General features: G+C 39.9%; 18 protein-coding genes and 5 tRNA genes. 12 read left to right on the plus strand and 11 right to left on the minus strand.

The features are described from left to right. Positions 1 to 70: 70 nt before the first annotated feature. Complete coding sequence (locus FC98_RS10980) at positions 71 to 892, minus strand: helix-turn-helix domain-containing protein (RefSeq protein ID WP_008855662.1); 822 nt, start codon at positions 890 to 892, stop codon at positions 71 to 73. 485 nt (positions 893 to 1,377) lie between these two features. Here FC98_RS10980 and FC98_RS10985 point away from each other — a divergent pair, with 485 nt between their 5' ends. The 3 genes from FC98_RS10985 to FC98_RS10995 all read left to right on the plus strand — a co-directional run bounded on the left by FC98_RS10985 (position 1,378) and on the right by FC98_RS10995 (position 4,214). Further along, a complete protein-coding gene (locus FC98_RS10985) occupies positions 1,378 to 2,670 on the plus strand; it encodes a Y-family DNA polymerase (protein WP_056949567.1) in 1,293 nt (430 codons plus the stop codon). Positions 2,671 to 2,694: 24 nt separating this feature from the next. Next, the gene (locus FC98_RS10990) at positions 2,695 to 3,015 is read left to right on the plus strand and encodes a hypothetical protein (protein ID WP_008855660.1); all 321 of its coding nucleotides are present in this window, start codon (positions 2,695 to 2,697) and stop codon (positions 3,013 to 3,015) included. A 146-nt stretch (positions 3,016 to 3,161) separates the two neighbouring features. Continuing rightward, a complete protein-coding gene (locus FC98_RS10995; protein ID WP_008855659.1) occupies positions 3,162 to 4,214 on the plus strand; it encodes a matrixin family metalloprotease in 1,053 nt (350 codons plus the stop codon). A 309-nt stretch (positions 4,215 to 4,523) separates the two neighbouring features. Here FC98_RS10995 and FC98_RS11000 read toward each other — a convergent pair whose 3' ends face one another. Genes FC98_RS11000 through FC98_RS11015 form a run of 4 tightly spaced genes read right to left on the minus strand, consistent with a single transcriptional unit; the run spans position 4,524 to position 8,251 of the window. Continuing rightward, on the minus strand, positions 4,524 to 5,693 hold the full coding sequence (locus FC98_RS11000) for a pyridoxal phosphate-dependent aminotransferase (RefSeq protein WP_054655219.1): 1,170 nt from the start codon (positions 5,691 to 5,693) through the stop codon (positions 4,524 to 4,526). Positions 5,694 to 5,717: 24 nt separating this feature from the next. Then, the gene (locus tag FC98_RS11005; protein WP_008855657.1) at positions 5,718 to 6,380 is read right to left on the minus strand and encodes a methionine ABC transporter permease; all 663 of its coding nucleotides are present in this window, start codon (positions 6,378 to 6,380) and stop codon (positions 5,718 to 5,720) included. Further along, positions 6,377 to 7,399, minus strand: a complete 1,023-nt coding sequence (locus FC98_RS11010) for a methionine ABC transporter ATP-binding protein (protein WP_008855656.1) — start codon at positions 7,397 to 7,399, stop codon at positions 6,377 to 6,379. Before FC98_RS11010 ends, FC98_RS11005 begins: the two co-directional genes overlap by 4 nt. 12 nt (positions 7,400 to 7,411) lie before the next feature. Beyond that, positions 7,412 to 8,251 (minus strand): MetQ/NlpA family ABC transporter substrate-binding protein, encoded by an 840-nt coding sequence (locus FC98_RS11015; protein ID WP_008855655.1) that lies wholly within the window; start codon positions 8,249 to 8,251, stop codon positions 7,412 to 7,414. An 888-nt stretch (positions 8,252 to 9,139) separates the two neighbouring features. Between FC98_RS11015 and FC98_RS11020 the strand changes: the two genes are divergently transcribed. From FC98_RS11020 to FC98_RS11055, 6 genes are all read left to right on the plus strand, one after another. Beyond that, the gene (locus FC98_RS11020) at positions 9,140 to 11,287 is read left to right on the plus strand and encodes an amino acid ABC transporter substrate-binding protein/permease (protein ID WP_054655218.1); all 2,148 of its coding nucleotides are present in this window, start codon (positions 9,140 to 9,142) and stop codon (positions 11,285 to 11,287) included. After that, on the plus strand, positions 11,284 to 12,021 hold the full coding sequence (locus tag FC98_RS11025; RefSeq protein ID WP_008855653.1) for an amino acid ABC transporter ATP-binding protein: 738 nt from the start codon (positions 11,284 to 11,286) through the stop codon (positions 12,019 to 12,021). Before FC98_RS11020 ends, FC98_RS11025 begins: the two co-directional genes overlap by 4 nt. 436 nt (positions 12,022 to 12,457) lie before the next feature. Further along, positions 12,458 to 13,021, plus strand: coding sequence for a hypothetical protein (locus FC98_RS11030; protein WP_008855652.1), 564 nt, complete (start codon positions 12,458 to 12,460; stop codon positions 13,019 to 13,021). Between the two features lie 224 nt (positions 13,022 to 13,245). Next, positions 13,246 to 13,596, plus strand: a complete 351-nt coding sequence (locus FC98_RS11035) for a hypothetical protein (RefSeq protein ID WP_054655215.1) — start codon at positions 13,246 to 13,248, stop codon at positions 13,594 to 13,596. A 448-nt stretch (positions 13,597 to 14,044) separates the two neighbouring features. Then, positions 14,045 to 14,539: a hypothetical protein gene (locus FC98_RS11045; protein WP_040470830.1), complete on the plus strand. Its 495-nt coding sequence runs from the start codon at positions 14,045 to 14,047 to the stop codon at positions 14,537 to 14,539. Between the two features lie 440 nt (positions 14,540 to 14,979). Beyond that, entirely contained in the window at positions 14,980 to 15,360 is a 381-nt protein-coding gene (locus tag FC98_RS11055) for a hypothetical protein (RefSeq protein ID WP_008855648.1), read from the plus strand. A 21-nt stretch (positions 15,361 to 15,381) separates the two neighbouring features. Here the strand turns inward: FC98_RS11055 and FC98_RS14720 are convergent, their stop codons facing one another. Beyond that, positions 15,382 to 15,531, minus strand: coding sequence for a hypothetical protein (locus FC98_RS14720; RefSeq protein ID WP_155805078.1), 150 nt, complete (start codon positions 15,529 to 15,531; stop codon positions 15,382 to 15,384). Positions 15,532 to 15,701: 170 nt separating this feature from the next. On the opposite strand from FC98_RS14720, the gene FC98_RS11060 reads away from it, so the two are divergent. The 3 genes from FC98_RS11060 to FC98_RS15420 all read left to right on the plus strand — a co-directional run bounded on the left by FC98_RS11060 (position 15,702) and on the right by FC98_RS15420 (position 16,400). After that, positions 15,702 to 15,917 carry an Arm DNA-binding domain-containing protein gene (locus FC98_RS11060; RefSeq protein ID WP_162254965.1) on the plus strand — a complete coding sequence of 72 codons (216 nt, stop codon included), beginning with the start codon at positions 15,702 to 15,704 and terminating at the stop codon, positions 15,915 to 15,917. Further along, positions 15,914 to 16,030 (plus strand): tyrosine-type recombinase/integrase, encoded by a 117-nt coding sequence (locus FC98_RS15415; RefSeq protein WP_420805292.1) that lies wholly within the window; start codon positions 15,914 to 15,916, stop codon positions 16,028 to 16,030. The genes FC98_RS11060 and FC98_RS15415 overlap by 4 nt, the downstream gene beginning before the upstream one ends. A 157-nt stretch (positions 16,031 to 16,187) precedes the next feature. Continuing rightward, entirely contained in the window at positions 16,188 to 16,400 is a 213-nt protein-coding gene (locus tag FC98_RS15420; RefSeq protein ID WP_420805293.1) for a tyrosine-type recombinase/integrase, read from the plus strand. A 677-nt stretch (positions 16,401 to 17,077) separates the two neighbouring features. Here the strand turns inward: FC98_RS15420 and FC98_RS11070 are convergent. From FC98_RS11070 to FC98_RS11090, 5 genes are all read right to left on the minus strand, one after another. Next, positions 17,078 to 17,163: transfer RNA gene (locus FC98_RS11070), tRNA-Leu, on the minus strand. 44 nt (positions 17,164 to 17,207) lie between these two features. Further along, a tRNA-Cys gene (locus FC98_RS11075) sits at positions 17,208 to 17,278 on the minus strand. Between the two features lie 19 nt (positions 17,279 to 17,297). Further along, positions 17,298 to 17,369 (minus strand) — tRNA-Gln (locus FC98_RS11080). Positions 17,370 to 17,376: 7 nt separating this feature from the next. Beyond that, positions 17,377 to 17,449: transfer RNA gene (locus FC98_RS11085), tRNA-His, on the minus strand. Between the two features lie 14 nt (positions 17,450 to 17,463). Then, a tRNA-Trp gene (locus FC98_RS11090) sits at positions 17,464 to 17,534 on the minus strand. Positions 17,535 to 17,568: the final 34 nt, after the last annotated feature.

Genomic DNA, 17,568 nt, shown 5'->3' on the forward strand with positions numbered 1-17,568 from the left:
CCTCCTTAATTGATGGTCTTAATTTACTAAATATAACGTTATTTAAAAAATCAGAATACTGATATTTTCATTAAAATTTATCGTCAACTTTTTCATGAAAAAGTTCGGTTAAAAACGCTTGTCGTTGAGTTGCTTCTAACCTTTGCTCATCTTTACCTTGATTCTTTGCAATCTGGGCAATCAGGTGATAACAATTAGCCAGCATGTAGTGAGAATTGTGCCCCGTAATATAATCAACCGCATCATCAAGCCAGTGAAGTGCCTGCTTGTCATCATTGAATTGATACATAACGAATGCTGCTAGGTAAAAAATAATGTTGAGGTTTTCTTCATAATTTGCGGTATTAATATCCTGAGTTGCCCGCTTTATTAAGTCACTGCTACTACTTTGCTGACGGTACTCTGCTTTCACAACCGCTAAGGAAATCAATCCCAACCGCGACAACGTTGATAAGCTATTTTTTGCCTCAGCACTACTAATGGCTAGTCGTAAATTCCTCTGAGACTCATCCAAATTATGATCCGTCTGAAATTGCGAAACACCTAAGTAGTAATAATATGCTTGGGTTTGCTCCGCTGTTTTAACCTGATCAATTGTCGTCGAGTCCAATAAGAAAGCCTTTAATTTTGCGTACTCATGGTGATTACACAGATCTTCCACGGTCTTATTAAACTGTTTAAGCGGACTAATATCAAAATTATCAGCAAGACTAAATTCATTTAACGAAACGGATAGTCGTTTACAAAGTTTAATCAGCAAGGCTGCATTTGGCATGTATTGATTATTCTCAATAGCTGACAACATTGATTGCGCACAAATTCCATGACAGACTTCTTTTTGTGATAATCCTTGTTGTTTTCTAATTTTTTTGAGTGAGCTTCCTAGCCTCATTGCTTGCCCCTCCTTGATTAACCAGTAATAGTCAAATTAATCTTAGTAAGTATAGCATACCGGTGATGCCTTAATTTGAGTATTTTATTTTAAAATCCATAGCGTATTCTCCCCTCCAATGGTGTAGGCCCTTTTCCGATTGTTAATTGCTTGGATCTGCTCACTATTTAGGACAGCTCCTTCAGGCAGAAACCTATGTGTAAGCACCACCAAGAAAAATTCAAGAATCGGGAATTTCCCTTAGCGGAGACTTACACTCCGGTTTCTAACCGCCTGAATCCGCTCACTTTACTAGGACAGCTGCGCAAAGCAGAAACTTCCACATAAGCACCTCTGCCAAAAATCCCCCAAAACCAGGGATTTTTGGTAGAGGAGACTTATGTTCCAGTTTCTAACCGCTTTGCTCCGCTCACTATTTTTCTTGACAACGCAAACAAATGTTCGTATTATTTAGTTATTCCTACAAATATCCGAAGGTGACTAACATGCAAACACCTCTTGATAACAAACAAAGATTACCCGTTCACGACATTATGTGCATCGATTGTAAATCATTTTTTGCATCCACCGAAGCTATTAAACGCGGGCTTCATCCCCTGGCCGCTAAGATTGCGGTTATGAGTCGCGAAGAGTCTTCTGGCGGCCTCATCTTGGCTGCTAGCCCCTACTCTAAACAAAACTATGGCGTCAAATTAGGATCCCGCCGATTTGAGATTAACGATCAAATGGATGTTGAAATGGTTGAACCGCACATGGCGGATTACGTCGCGCTTAACTACAAAATTAATTTGATTTACCGTCAATTTACTGATGATAAGGATTGGTACCCCTACTCCATTGACGAAAGCTTCATTGATGTTAGCCACAGCCATAACTTATTTGGTACTAATAAACAGATTGCCAAGAAAATTCAAGACCGGGTATTTCACGAAACTGGTATTATCACCACAATCGGTGCTGGGCAAAACCCATTGCTTGCTAAACTAGCTCTCGACAATGCCGCAAAGGAAAAGGAACCCTGGTTTGCTGAATGGGGCTATGATGACGTCCCAAACACCATTTGGAAGATCCCACAACTAGTCGATATGTGGGGAATTGGCAGCCATACCGCTACTAAACTCAATAATCTAGGAATCTACACAGTAGCAGAGCTGGCTCACGCGGACGTTAAGGAACTCAAAAAGAAATTTGGTATTCTAGGCGAACAGCTTTATTACCATGCTTGGGGAATTGATTATTCCGACATTGAGAAAAAATACCTCCCCAGCTTAACTAACAAGGGGTACAACAATTCCCAAATTTTAATGCGGGATTATACTAAGCAATCGGAACTGCTGACGGTCCTTAGTGAAACTGCTGATCAAGTTGCGACCCGCTTGCGCAAAAATAACGTGGTAGCTGAAATTGTCAGTATCTTTATCGGTATGGCAACCACTGACAAACGGGGACGAACTCATTTCTCTGCTCAAATGCATATTGAGGCAACCAACGCCACCGACGAGATTGCTTTTGCCGTCCGCTACTTATTAAAATCAAAGTGGGATGGCAGTGCCGTTCGCTCCGTTGGTGTTAGCTGTAGTCGAATTTCTAAAAAACATCAGATTCAATTTAATATTTTTCAAGACCCTATTCAAACAATCGACCACGAAAAACTAGAAGCAATTATTGATACGATCCGTCATAAATATGGCTACTCAGCGTTAATTAGGGCGTCATCCAAAACGAAAGGCGGAACCGCTATCGAACGCGCTGGCTTACTTGGTGGCCATCAAGCTTAATTCAGTATCAGGAAGGCGATTATTATGTTAGCAGAATCGAAGGAACTCATCGAAAACTATCATCATTATTTTAAAAGGATTCCCAGAAACCTCTATTGGCTGGTCATTGTTGATAACCACTTTAATGACCGCTATTACTTCTTTTTATATAACCAAAAAATTGGGGCCAAACTTCTCCATTCACATGAATTATTAGCGCTGGTTCACGATAAAGCTAAGTATAAACAAGTACTAGCTGACTTAACAGCCATTAGCAACCTAAGAATCGAATACCGAGATACCACTCATTTAGTGGAACCAACAGCTGAAATCACAAATGATAAGGTGCATGGACATTATCATTAGAGTGAGCGGAGCAAAACGCTGAGAAAACTGTTTTACCCCACAATCAGTCTAATTTCAACCTATTCGGCAATCCTTATAAGCGCTTTAGCGATATAATTATGATATATTATTAATAATCTACAGGTATTTTGAAAGGAGCCACGTTTATGACGCATCTTAGGAATAAACTCTTATTAGTAGTGGCAGCCTTCTCTCTTGGGGCAATGGTTACTTCGCTTAGTACCACAATTCGTGCAAGCGCAAAATCACAAACAGCAACGATTATCACAGAAAATAAACTTCCCCTTAAAGCCTATCGCGTAAGGGCTGGATACATTTATAGCAGTGCCAAGCTAACCAAAGTTGCCCACAATGCTAGTAACTATCCCAAGACCACCTTTTATTCGCAAAAAAGTGTGACCATCAAGCGCGCAAACGGCAAAAAGGCGGTTTACTACTATGTTAGTAGCAAATCTAAGCGCGTTCGTGGCTATATTTGGCGAGGCAATTTAAAGCTGGTGACTGCTTCAGCTGCTAAACAAAAACCAATGTCTCAAAAAGCGTTAGTTAAGTTGATTAATGAAGCGCCCGACATGAATCCTGACAGTACTATTAGAACCCTTAAAAAGATTAATTATGTTGACCACGAAAATGTCTTTGACTTAGGCTATAATATGATGCATTTTTCACCAAACGCCATGTTTAAAGATCACCAAGCAACCATTTACGTACCCTCAAACGAACTGCAGGCCAGTGTCCAAGCTGCAATGACTAAATGGAATGATGCCCTCGGTACCACCGTCTTTAAAATAGGAACAAAGAATAATCACACATTAACCATCCAATTTGGAAACGGCACTAAGGATGATTGGGACGGCCTTTATAATGGTAAGGCCGTTTACGTTGATAGGTCGCATTTTGAAGATCCTAAATATCCTATCGGCTACATGGATCAAAAATTAGCTTCCCAAACATCCATTGAACAGTACTGGAGCGGTGTTATTGCGCATGAACTTGGTCACACGCTTGGCCTTGATCATACGGGTTATCAAGAAGACTTGATGTACGCGCCTGACAGTGGCGGCAACGTTATTGCCAAATATCTGTGGAAAAAGCCCGTCCAAAAATCAGCTAGTGGCTTAGACGGAACCGAAATGGCAACTATTTCACAACGCGATCTTAATCGAGCTAAATTAGCGAAGATATTAGGCTACTGGTAAGTCATTAAATAAATAACGGGACAAATCAATTAGTGGTTAGTTGATTTGTCCCGTTATTTGTATATCCTTAATACTTTTAAGAAATTACTTTGATTTATGAAATTAAGGGATTTCTTGCCATTTTGTAAGCAATTTGCTCAGAGTAGCAATTCAAAAGCGTAATTTCTACTTTTCCGTAGATTAGGACCGCTTCGCAAAGCAGAAACTTCCACATAAGCACCTCTGACAAAAATCCCCCAAAACCAGGGATTTCTGTCAGAGGAGACTTATGTTCCAGTTTCTAACCGCTTTGCTACGCGCACTCTCTTCTTAAAACAAATTTAACTTCGCAATTCGCTGGCAAGCTTCCGTGAATCTCGGTTCATCGATCAACAAACCGACACGCACGTATCCTTCACCACCCTTACCGAAGCCGTTACCAGGCGCAACAGCAACCGCCGCCTTATCCAACAGCAAGTTAGCAAACGACTCACTCGTATACCCCTTTGGTACCGGCATCCAAGCATAAAATGATCCACCTGAGTGGTATGGTTCCCAGCCGATTGATCGGGCCGCCTTGAAGAACTGATTACGACGCTTTTCATATAAAGCAACCAAATCTCGAACAGTATGTTGATCGCTATCCAAAGCTGCAATAGCCGCCTTTTGAATTGCTGGAAAGACGCTGACAAATAAATGATCTTGAATTAAATTAATAGCTTCAATCATGTCTGCGTTTCCAGCCGCAAAACCAATTCGCCAACCGGCCATATTAAACGGCTTGGAGAAGGTATACGTTTCAATACCGACATCCTTTGCACCCGGCGTTTGCAAGAAACTAATTGGCCGTTTGCCATCGAAGCCAATTGGTCCGTAGGCAAAATCATGCACAACCCCAATTTGGTTTTGCTTGGCGAAATCAACGGTGCGTTTAAAGAATTTAGGGGTTGCAACCGCCCCAGTTGGATTATTAGGGTAATTGAGATACATTAACTTAGCCTTATCAACGACATCTTGACTCAATTCAGAATAATCCGGTAAGAAATCATTTTTCTCCCTTAACGTCATCAACGCCAAGTTTACCTGAGCCAACGAAACACCTGACAAATAATCGGGATAGCCAGGATCAGGTAGTAACATCGTATCCCCGGGATTCAAAATCGCAAAGGGGAGCTCAACTAACCCAATTTTTGAACCACCTAAAATGGCGATTTCCTTTTCAGGATCCAGTGAAACGCCGTACTCGCGCTTGTAAAAATTAGCTGCAGCCTTCTTTAAAGCTGGATCGCCACGAAATAATGAATACTTATGGTTCTCAGGCTTAGCAGTTTCTGCTTGCATCGCCTTAACAATAAAGTCAGGGGTTGGCTGATCAGGATTTCCCTGTCCTAAGTTAATCACATCTGCTCCAGTTGCAATTTTAGCATTCACATTCTTTACCAACGTTGCAAAAAACTGTTTTGGTAACTGTTGCAATATTTTCGATTCTTCAAACTTCACAATGATTCCTCCAATTTTTTCAAATTATCCACGGGTATAATGAACGGCTAGGAAATCGCCAATCCATTGAATAATTTGAACAATAATAACTAAGATAACGATAACACTAATTAAGACACCCGTATCATAACGGTTATACCCGAATTGAATGGCTAAGTTACCAATTCCGCCGGCGCCAATTGTCCCAACCATGGCAGAATAACCGATTAAACTAATAATCGTCAAAACAATCCCCCTAATTAATGAAGGTAATGCTTCAGGAAATAAAACTTCTTGAAAAATCAACCAGAAATTAGCCCCCGTTGACCGGGCCGCTTCAATAATTCCCTGATCAATTTCCGCAAATGAACTTTCAGCAATCCGCGCAAAAAACGGCACTGCAGCAACCGATAGTGACACTGCGCCACCCATTGGCGTATATGGATCACCCGCCAAGAGCTTTGCTAATGGAATTAAAACAACCATTAGGATTAAAAATGGCAATGATCTAATGGCATTAATAATGAATCCAACAACGGCATTGACAACTGGTCGTGGTGAAAAGAGCCGATTGGAGTAATAGTAGAGCAGCAGGCCAAGCACCGTCCCAAAAACAATGCCGATAACGCCAGAAATCAATACCATTTCAAAGGTTTCCCATAACGACTGCCCCAAATTTGCCTGTAAAATTCGAATTGTTTCGTTCATCGAGCCACCTCCTCTACCATATCAACCTTTTGCGTAAATTGCGCAACTGCCTTCGAAATTGCATTTTGATCACCAGTAATAAAGACCGCCAAAACGCCAATTGCATTTGAATGAATATACTCAATTCGTCCCTGTAAAATACTAATTGAAACGCCAGTATTAGAAGAAATCTCAGTGATCACCGGATCCAGCGAATCATCTCCTTGATATTTCAACGTTAAAATAACACCTTGTTGATCCTTCAATCGATCCTTTACCTCATCTGGCAGCTGTTCGTCAAGGAACCGATTAACCAACCGCTTAGCCATGTTTGACTTAGGGTTCGCAAATAGATTATAAGCAGTTGTTTGCTCAACAATTTTGCCATTTTCCATAACGGCAACCCGGTCAAATAAATCCTTGGCAACCTCCAATTGGTGAGTAATAAAGACGATCGTAATGTGTAAGCGCTCGTTAATATCCTTTAAAATGGTAATAATTTCTTCTGCCGTTTCCAAATCAAGGGCACTGGTGGCCTCATCACAAAGCAAAATATCAGGATCATTAGCCAGGGCCCGAGCAATTCCCACCCGCTGCTTTTGACCACCTGATAGCTGAGCAGGATAATTATCCTGACGATCTTGCAATCCAACCATCGACAACAATTCAACGATCTTCTGTGGTTGCTTCTTTTCAGGATAACCACCCGCAGTCAACGCAAAGGCAATATTTTGACCAATTGTTCGGTTATTAATTAAATTGAAGTTTTGGAAAATAAATCCAATTTTCTTTCGTGAAGCTGCCAATGCTTTTTTATCAGCTTTGGTAATGTCAACACCGTTCACAACAACGGTTCCCTTAGTTGGTTTTTGTAACCCATTGATTGTTCGAACCAGGGTTGATTTTCCTGCGCCGGATAGCCCAACAATCCCGTACACTTCACCCGTTTCGATTTTGAGGGAGACGTCTTGAACGGCATTGATTGTTCGATTTTTCTGATCAAACGTGACGGAAACATCTGTAATTTCAATTTGACTCATGCAATCCCCCCACTACTTCCAAGTATTTGGTTGTTGAAAATCTTTAAATTTGGAATGAGCAATTGCCTTTTTAAACTTACTGCTGTTAAGGACTGACTTAACGGCTTTGGCAAACTTCGAATTCTTTTTGCTTGATTCAACAACGAATACTTCTTGATATTCAGGCTTTAAGTTTTCCAAGACTAAGGCACTACTTGGCTTTAACTTTGCATTCCATGAGAAATTACCAGGAATCAGTGCAGCGGTGACGTTACTTTGTGATTGTGGTAACTGAGCGGCGTCCAATGTCTTAAACTTCAGATGTTTTGGATTTGAGGCAATATCACCCAAGCTAGCTGTCGCAACGTTAATTCCTTTTTTCAGGGTAATCAAATGATTATCAGCAAGCAAGAGCAATGAACGGGCCAAGTTAGATGGGTCGTTGGCAATTGAAATTGATGATCCCGCCTTTAAATCATTAATTGATTTAACCTTCTTAGAATAGATCCCCATCCCAAGGGTAGGCGTCTTACCAATCGCAGTTAATTTTAAATGATTGGCTTTTGAAAACGTCTTTAAATAGGCCGTATGTTGAAACAGGTTTGCATCAATTTCACCAGAATTTAACGCCTTATTAGGCTGAACATAATCGTTGAATTCTTTCGTTTTCACCTGAAACCCTTTATCCTTTAACAGCGGCCCGATAACGTTCGTTGCCATTTCACCATAGGGTCCAGGAGCAACCCCAATTGTGACCGTTTTAACCTTATTATTCGCAGAACCACCTGAAGCGAACTTACTAATCCCAAAAATCCCAACAAACAGTACGACAATAACACCTAAACCAATTAACCACTTCGTATTTCTTCTCATAATGACATTTCCTCCTCTAGGAATAACCAATTAACCATAAAAAAAGCCCTTCATCAAAATTAATTGACAAAGGACGACATTGGCCGCGGTACCACCTCGTTAAGCATAAAATAATTATACTCACTCATTGCATGCGATAACGGGCAATCCCGAAGCTAGTTCACGTTAATTGCTTACCAACTTAGTCAAATTCTTAAGTGACCATATTCCCTAAAGTTCCCAATTCATCTCTCAGCATTCAATGATTCTCTGTTATTGGGTCGTGTTAAGTACTCATCTCTTAAGTTATTGGTTTATATTATGAGGAAACCATGGGTAAATGTCAACAGTATTTTAATCATAAATTAATTTTATAATAAACCAACACTGACGATTAACTGATTGTAAGCGGACATTCATGGATGTTTAGGGGTTTCTCATTCAAGCAGAGTATACATAGTAGTAATTATCTGGTATCATATTCACATTATTGTATGTTATATTTTATTACATATTTAAAATAGCTGTACAAAGCAGAAGCCTCCACATAAGCACCTCCGACAAAAATCCCCAAAACCAGGAATTTCCATCAGAGGCGACTTATGTTCCGGTTTCTAACCGCTTTGTTCCGCTCACTTTATTAGGACAGCTGTACAAAGCAGAAACTTCCACATAAGCACCTCTGACAAAAATTCCCCAAAGTCAGGAATTTCTGTCAGAGGAGACTTATGTTCCAGTTCCTAACCGCTTTGTTCCGCTCACTTTATTAGGACAGCTTCTCCAGGCAGAAGTCTGCGTATAAGCACCTCGGGTAAAAATTCCAGAACTGGGAATTCCTACCCGAAGAGACTTATACTCCGACTTCTAACCGCCTGGATCCGCTCACTTTACTTACGAGGAGGATTTTTCATGACGCAAAAGATTGTTAAGGCCATTGGTTGGGTCACAATTCTGCTGGCAACGTTTTTCTGTATTGCGCAGACAACCGTGAGTGCCCAAGCCAAAACGTATCAAATCGGAACGGATGTCACCTATCCACCATTTGAATTCGCTAATAAACAGAATAAGTACGTTGGAATTGATATCGATATTATGAACGCCATTGCTAAGGAAGAGGGCTTCAAAGTCAATATCAAACCGGTTGGATTTAACGCAGCGGTCCAGTCGGTTCAATCCGGTCAATTAGACGGCGTCATCGCTGGAATGACCATTACACCAGACCGAAAAGCTAAATTCGACTTTGGTACCCCCTACTTTCGAACTGGGGTTGTAATGGCCGTTGGTAAAAATAGCAATATTAAAGGTTTCAATCAGTTACGAGGTAAAAGAGTCGCTCTTAAAACGGGAACGGCAGCGGCTGATTATGCCAATAGCATCAAAAAGAAGTATGGCTTCAAAACGGTAACGTTTGATGATTCTAACAATATGTACGAAGATGTCACGACCGGCAATTCAGTTGCCTGCTTCGAGGATAAGCCGGTTATGCAGTACGGAATTAAACAAGGACTCAAGCTAAAGATCGTAACGGCTCCTGCGAATACTGGGTGGTATGGATTTGCAGTTAAGAAGGGCCAAAATAAAGAATTGAGAGAAAAGTTTAATACTGGCCTTAAAAAGATTCAAACCAATGGTACCTACGACAAAATTGTCGGTAAGTATCTTGGTACGAAAACTAATCCCAAAGTGAAAGGGAAAACTTTTACGATTGGGACCGACGTGACTTTCCCACCATTTGAATTTGCCAATAAACATAATAAATACGTTGGAATCGATATGGATCTCATTCGGGCAATTGCGAATGAACAGGGATTTAAAGTTAAGATCAAACCAGTTGGCTTCAACGCGGCTGTCCAATCACTAGAATCCGGTCAAATTGACGGAGTCATTTCGGGGATGTCGATTACTAATGCCCGCAAGGCCCAATTCGATTTTTCAAAACCCTACTTCACCTCAGGCGTCGTAATGGCCATTAGCAAAAATAGCAAAATCACCAAACTCTCGCAGCTAAAAGGAAAACGGGTAGCTATTAAAACTGGGACCAGTGCTGCTGATTACGCGAATAGCATTAAGAAAAAGTACGGCTTCCATACGGTAACGTTTGATGATTCCAACAATATGTACCAAGACGTTACCACCGGCAATTCAGTTGCCTGTTTCGAAGATCATCCGGTAATGAAGTACGCCATTAAGCAAGGAACAAAGCTTAAGATTGTGACGAAGCCGGCTGAAAGTGCTCCCTATGGCTTTGCTGTCAAGAAGGGCCATAATCAAGCACTACTGGCTGCGTTTAACACTGGCTTAGCTGACTTAAAGGCCAGTGGCACCTATGATAATATTAAAGCAACCTATTTAGGGACTGACGATAAGGGTTCAGTTAACAAAACGGCGGCTAATGATAGTGGTGACCGCTCGTTTATTGGCCTCATCAAACAGAATCAAGGTGCCCTACTGTCCGGCTTAAAGGAAACGATGTGGTTAACGATCGTTTCAATCTTCTTCGCAACGGTTTTTGGGATTATCGTTGGCTTGCTGGGGGTTGTTCCAAGTAAATTCGGTAACGGCGTGTCTTCTGTTCTAATTTATATTTTCCGGGGAATGCCATTACTGGTGTTGGCACTATTTATATATACTGGTATTCCAAGCTTAACCGGTCAAAAAATTCCTGCGTTCATTGCTGGGGTCGTCACACTGACGTTTAATGAAGGTGCTTATATTGCCGCGTTCGTGAAGGGTGGTATCAATGCCGTTGATCCAGGCCAAATGGAAGCAGCCAGAAGTCTCGGTCTCCCATTTGGCAAGTCGATGAGGCGGGTTATTTTACCTCAAGGAATTCGGATCATGGTTCCTTCGTTTATTAACCAATTCATTATTACGTTGAAGGATACGTCAATTCTATCAATTATTGGTTTAATGGAATTAACCCAAACTGGTAAGATTATTATTGCTCGAAATCTAGAAGGCTTCAAGGTTTGGACAATCGTTGCAATTATGTACCTTGTCATTATCACGTTGCTTACGTGGTTATCAAATTGGGTCCAAAGGAGAATTAAGGTATGAGCGAAAAATTAAGAGTCACGAACTTAGTTAAAACGTTTGGCACTAATAACGTGTTAAAGGGAATCAATTTGACGGTTAACGAAAATGAAGTGGTTGTCATTATTGGCCCATCTGGTTCCGGTAAAAGTACCCTTCTCCGAGCATTAAACCGACTGGAAGAACCCACGTCCGGTTCAATTGTGATTGATAATGTCGATATTGCTAGCAAAGAGATTGATATTGACACTGTTCGGGAAAATATTGGAATGGTTTTTCAGCATTTCAACTTGTTCAACAATTTGTCCGTTGGCGAAAATATTATGTTAGCGCCGGTGGAACTAAAAAAAGAGTCAAAGGACCAGGCAGCTCAACAAGCGAAACAGCTGTTAAAGACTGTCGGTTTAGAAGAAAAATTTAACGCAACCGTGCAATCTTTGTCAGGTGGACAGCAACAGCGAGTCGCCATTGCAAGAGCGTTGGCAATGGACCCGGATATTATGTTATTTGATGAGCCAACCTCGGCCCTTGACCCGGAGATGGTCGGCGATGTTCTTGCGGTTATGAAGGACCTGGCTCGAAAAGGAATGACAATGGTCGTTGTGACCCATGAAATGGGATTTGCCAAGGAAGTGGCCGATCGAGTTGTATTCGTCGACGATGGCCAAATCTTGGAGCAAGGTACCCCTGACCAAATGTTCGAACATCCAAAGAATGAGCGGCTTCAAGATTTTTTGAATAAGATTTTGAACGTTTAATAAGCTGGGACATGAGCCATTTAGATACCAGAACTTAATAAAGGAGGGCTATTATTCCTAATTTCTTGGGATGGTAGTCCTTCTTTTAGATGATAATCATTATCAATATCAAATTGGTATTTAGGATAACCCGTTACAGAGAATTAATTGACTATCTCATTTCTTTAAATTGAAGCACTACGACTGTGTTAAAATGAACCTGCAGTGGACCGATGGGAGGCTATTTAAAATAAAATTCTTAATTGTGTGTGCATGAGCGTTAACTCTATGTACAGGTGCCATTGGCGTCAATCATTATTGCAATCAATCACAGAATAATCAACCCCCACGAGTTGAGCGCGGCTGTGGTGCAATGAGATAAAATTGATAGTCAAGTCATCTTGTATAAAAGTGTGCGTTTATTGGTTGCTAAAAAAGATTGTTTGAAGGGACCAAAATGGGACTGCTAAAGAAACTATTCACAATTAGAGGCTCTGGCGATGCTCATAAAGATGGTAATCAGAGTGTCGATAATTATTCTTCCGTTCCATATGACTATCAATTTGTGATTCAAACAATTCAAGTTTACTGGACACAATATTTAGACTCATTATTTCTTTTAAGATTTACTCATAACTGCGAAAACTACTTTAGTCGCAAAGACTTTGTTATTCCGAGACTTAGAATGCTCAAACGTGCCATTGAACACGTCGGTGGTGCCTATTCATTTACAGACTCGACAATCAATGTTCAAATTGTTATCTATCCAGCAGATATTGATAAAATAATTCAAAAAATAGAATCTCCAGTATATGATGAGGGGTTTATCAAAAATCATTGTGATTCGCTAGACTACAAATTAAGCTTCTTAACCGCAGCCAAGGATAAATTAACCATCATTGCCAGATGGCGCCACTGGTTATATCCTTATGAAAAGCGCCTCTCAGCCGAGATTTTAAAGCCGTTCAATCAGCATTGTTTGGAATTAGAGGAACAAATAGAATCTACGTCTGATTCGTAAAATTATTGCCTAAATTACCAACAACAGTTTAACAAATTGCCAAAAAATACATATGATTAGCAAAATAACCACCAAATGACCACACAATTTTGATAACGTGTGTGAATCTATGTGGATATCTTTAAAGTACTCTATGTGGCCACTTAGTACCAGAAAGCTACTATGATTTAGTACATCAATATGGATCGACGGTTAAAGAATTAGATTAATTATTGGAGGGAATCATGAAAGTTAATAATTCGATTTTACTCGGAATTGCTACATTATCATTTGGGGGAGCAATCACTTTTGTCTCTACCACCGCACAAGCATCATCATGGCATAGTTCAGCTATACCATACCGATTACGTGGTCATTGGTATGCCAAAGCCAACTCTCGTCAGGGGGTCAAGATTTATCGCCATTATATCCATTATTCAGGAGAGAAATCTGTTCACATCACTAAGTGGCGATATGTTGGTGGTCATCTTTATCACTTTCATTATAAGGGCGATCAGGGTTATCCCACTTCACTTCATTACTTCAGTTCGCACAAGATAACTATGAATTCGTTTTGGCACACTTACTTCAGATAAATCATTGAGGGGGAATTTTAATTGTACTTTAAAAAATATGTACTTAGTTGTGCTTTGGGGATTTCTTTGGGAGGCATCCTTGTATCTACTACCCCTACTACGAGTCATGCGTAATGCGTACAGTAAATATGACTCAAGGAGTCGTGTATGGCGAGGAAAAGGTGTCTGGATTACTTTGACAAAGAACGTTACAGTAGTGCAAATCAAAAATACTGTACCGCGCTACAAAAGCCACGAGGTGGCCGAATACACCGTGGACAAAGGTGCTTATCTGAAACTGGACCATTGGGGAACTGATTACTCATGGGTGCTAAATTCAAAACCGTTTAAAAGCAATTCACATTACACGTATGTTGTAAAAAAAGGTGACTCCAACCACAGTCGGTTTAGATTTGGTGGTTAGACGAATTGTAGGATTGCAAAAATCATAAAGATGAGGTTGTCAAAAATGATTAAAACAAAAAAATGGTTCGTAAGTTTAGCAATAATTATTAGTTTTGTTAGTATCACAGGTGTATCTGCAAATGCAAAATCTGTAAACCATCATTACCATGTGGTTAGTTCAAACGCTTTTAAACAAGGTGTGTTTTCAGCAGGGTATGTGACTGGTACTGCGGGAGCAAAAATTTACCAGCAAACGGATTATAATCAATACTCTTTCGCCCTTAAAATCGGCACAAAGGTTACGGTTAATCCATCAACAAAAGATTTTTATCAAATTAAATACAAAGGAAAACAAGGATATGTTAGCCACTACCTTGTCAGCCCTTTTAACACCTATCACTTTGCCAACGGATATGCTTCAAATTTGAATCCTAATGATAAAAAACATATCGTTCTAAAAAAGGGAACTAAACAATCTTACAAAGTATTTTGGCAATTTAAATCCGAGAAAAACATTAAAATTTGGCATTATGTAAAAGGCCACTGGGTTATAGATTAAGCAATATGCCAAACATAAAGACCCACCGATTTGGGATTTTGTTTATGTACAAGGAAATGATATAAAGCTAAACTACAAAGACTGTGAGAATGTAATGATTTACAAAAATGTTTTCAATAAAATTTATAATGCTATATTTGATGGGTTCATCATTGCACTTTCCGTTCAACTAATAGTTACCAAAAAGTTAGACCTGACAATTGTGAAATGGATTATCTTTTTTCTAGTTTTAGGTTTCGCAGTTTGCTTCATTCAACTTACATTGAGTTTGCGTAAAGCTTTAAACCGAAACGAACAATTAAAGGAAAATCTTGAGGGGTTGAAGCAGGATCGTGAGAAACATCTTGAAGATAAAAAAGAACTCCAAAGGGAGAACGATGATCTGAGATTCAAACTATGCATCATATATCAAAATTCTAATTTGAGGAGCAAGAGTATAAATGAAGGCAATAAAGATAGTACAAATAATTGATAGCAGCCACGTGATTATCAATGTGGGTGATAACGACGGGATCAAAGAAGGTCAAATGTTTCGCATAATTGGCAAGGAATCAAAAAAGGTCATTGATCCGGACACAAAAAAGGAATTAGGATCTCTTCAAAATATTAAAGCCCATATTGTTGCACAAACAGTTTATAAGGGAATGACTCTTTGCTCATCAGTACCAGAAACTACCAATATTACAAGTATGCCAGCAATGTTTAACAGGACGACATATCCTGATCTAAATGTTGATCCAGATGAAATTACTGGAGGCATTCAATCAGCTGATAAGCAAATTCGGATTGGTGATGAAGTTGTTGAAGATTTAGGTCAATGAATTCCTGAATGGAGTGACTGATCAATTAAATACAATGCCTTTAGCGACTGCTTCGCTATATGCGTCTTGCTGGGACATATTTGTATGATTAGCTAGAATAATAGTGATCAGTAAATTTACAGCTTCCCAATAGTCTAATGAATTCCAGAACTTTTCGATTGGCTTCCTCATCGCATTTCCTCCGATCATTTATTTTTAACAATTTCAGTATACATCAATTTTATTTATATTAACTAGGTCTTATATAGATACCGTCTATGATAACTGCCCAACTTGGGCTTTTATTTAACACTTAATGGGAACATATGTACGGGAAGATAATATGGCAAGTTTTAGAAAACGTGGCAAAGTCTGGGAAGCACGCTTTTAGCTACATTGATAAACACGGAAAACGGCAATACATTCAAAAAAGCGGTTTTAGTAGTAAGAAGATGGCACAGGAATACGCTAATAAAATTGGAATGGACTTAGCTGAACAACATGACGTAGCTAATCGTGATGACACTTTGATCGATTTTTTTTACGCTGGCACAAAATATTTAGAGAACCACGAATAACCGATGGCGCAAAGCAGAAATATACCTATACCGCTAAGATAATTACCAAGTATTTTGGCAATCAAAAGCTATCTGAAATTACTACCACCGAATATCAACAAGTTCTTAAATGATTTCGGAAAGACTCACGCAAAGGAAACCATTGCCAAAGTTAACTCACACATAAGATCTGCAACCCGGAATGCGATTAATGATGGCATTATCTCCTCCGATTTCACTCTTAACACACACCTAGTCTATGACCCGAATAGGACGCATCCGCTAACGTTTTTGAATTTAAATGAAGCTGAACGAGTCATTAAATACTTAGAGTCAAATTGGAGTTACGAAAAAGTCTGGGATTGTTGGATGATGATTGCTCTATTGACTGGCATGCGTGAGGCCGAGATTGCTGGTTTAACTTGGGATAACATTGACTTTCCGCACAAGCAAATCAATGTGCGACAGGCTTGGAGTCAACAGCACCAGGATTTTAAGCCTTAAAAAAAACACCTGGTCTAACCGAGTTATTACAGTTGGAGACACCCTATTGACCATGCTTCAACAACTAAAACTTCAACAGCATACGGCTTTGACCATGCGTAATGTTTCTAACCCTAAACATCTTGTGTTAATGACTAAGAATTAAAAAATTACGCAGGCGACTAACCTCAATGATCATCTGAGAATCATGCTAAAAAATAATCACGTTAATAAATATATGGTCTTTCACGATTTACGTCATACCCATGCTTCGCTACTTCTCTATCATCGTATTTCTATTCCATACATTTAGCGACTTGGTCATAAAAACGTCACGATTACAATCAATACTTATCTGCATATTATTCGGGAACTTCAAGATGAAGAAAGCCAAAAATCAGTTACTTTTTTGGAAGATGTGGCTCACGGAAGACTAAATCGAGGGACTAAATAACGTCACTCAAATCCCAATAAATACGCGTTTAGAAGAATGACCACATTCTTTGTGTGGTCAAAGGCCACCAAAAATGACCACATGTGGTCAAAAAAATACATGTGATCAGCAAAATGACCACCAAATGACCACACAATTTTGATATCGTATGTGAATCTATGTAAATAAATTTAGATGAAAAAAGCAGGAACGTTGATATATCAACGTTCCTGCTATCTTTAAAGCACTCTATGTGGCTACTTAGTACCGGAGGTGGGGTTCGAACCCACACGTCCTTTAACGGACACTGGATTTTGAGTCCAGCGCGTCTGCCAGTTCCGCCACTCCGGCATAATAAATTGTTACTAAATGATTGGCCAATAATAAATGGATAAAGGCGGTAATCGGATTCGAACCGACGATGAAGGTTTTGCAGACCTCTGCCTTACCACTTGGCTATACCGCCATAACTCTGGCTAACCCAACTGGGTTAGCTGGATTCGAACCAGCGCATGACAGAGTCAAAGTCTGTTGCCTTACCACTTGGCTATAACCCAATCAAAGGGCGGTATGTGGGAATCGAACCCACGCGTGTCGGATCCACAAACCGATGTGTTAACCACTTCACCAATACCGCCATAATATTATTAACAGGGATAGTAGGAGTTGAACCCACACCGACGGTTTTGGAGACCGTAGTTCTACCATTAAACTATATCCCTAAGATGGAGGGGAGTGGATTCGAACCACCGAACC

Source organism: Lentilactobacillus kisonensis DSM 19906 = JCM 15041 (assembly GCF_001434135.1).
GTDB lineage: Bacteria > Bacillota > Bacilli > Lactobacillales > Lactobacillaceae > Lentilactobacillus > Lentilactobacillus kisonensis.

Coding starts and splice junctions, on each gene's coding strand:
- FC98_RS11055 (WP_008855648.1), top strand. CDS start 14,980: ATGAAGGCAATAAAGATAGTACAAATAATTGATAGCAGCCACGTGATT.
- FC98_RS11035 (WP_054655215.1), top strand. CDS start 13,246: ATGAAAGTTAATAATTCGATTTTACTCGGAATTGCTACATTATCATTT.
- FC98_RS14720 (WP_155805078.1), bottom strand. CDS start 15,531: ATGAGGAAGCCAATCGAAAAGTTCTGGAATTCATTAGACTATTGGGAA.
- FC98_RS11030 (WP_008855652.1), top strand. CDS start 12,458: ATGGGACTGCTAAAGAAACTATTCACAATTAGAGGCTCTGGCGATGCT.
- FC98_RS10990 (WP_008855660.1), top strand. CDS start 2,695: ATGTTAGCAGAATCGAAGGAACTCATCGAAAACTATCATCATTATTTT.
- FC98_RS10980 (WP_008855662.1), bottom strand. CDS start 892: ATGAGGCTAGGAAGCTCACTCAAAAAAATTAGAAAACAACAAGGATTA.
- FC98_RS11005 (WP_008855657.1), bottom strand. CDS start 6,380: ATGAACGAAACAATTCGAATTTTACAGGCAAATTTGGGGCAGTCGTTA.
- FC98_RS11015 (WP_008855655.1), bottom strand. CDS start 8,251: ATGAGAAGAAATACGAAGTGGTTAATTGGTTTAGGTGTTATTGTCGTA.
- FC98_RS11020 (WP_054655218.1), top strand. CDS start 9,140: ATGACGCAAAAGATTGTTAAGGCCATTGGTTGGGTCACAATTCTGCTG.
- FC98_RS11025 (WP_008855653.1), top strand. CDS start 11,284: ATGAGCGAAAAATTAAGAGTCACGAACTTAGTTAAAACGTTTGGCACT.
- FC98_RS10985 (WP_056949567.1), top strand. CDS start 1,378: ATGCAAACACCTCTTGATAACAAACAAAGATTACCCGTTCACGACATT.
- FC98_RS11010 (WP_008855656.1), bottom strand. CDS start 7,399: ATGAGTCAAATTGAAATTACAGATGTTTCCGTCACGTTTGATCAGAAA.
- FC98_RS11045 (WP_040470830.1), top strand. CDS start 14,045: ATGATTAAAACAAAAAAATGGTTCGTAAGTTTAGCAATAATTATTAGT.
- FC98_RS10995 (WP_008855659.1), top strand. CDS start 3,162: ATGACGCATCTTAGGAATAAACTCTTATTAGTAGTGGCAGCCTTCTCT.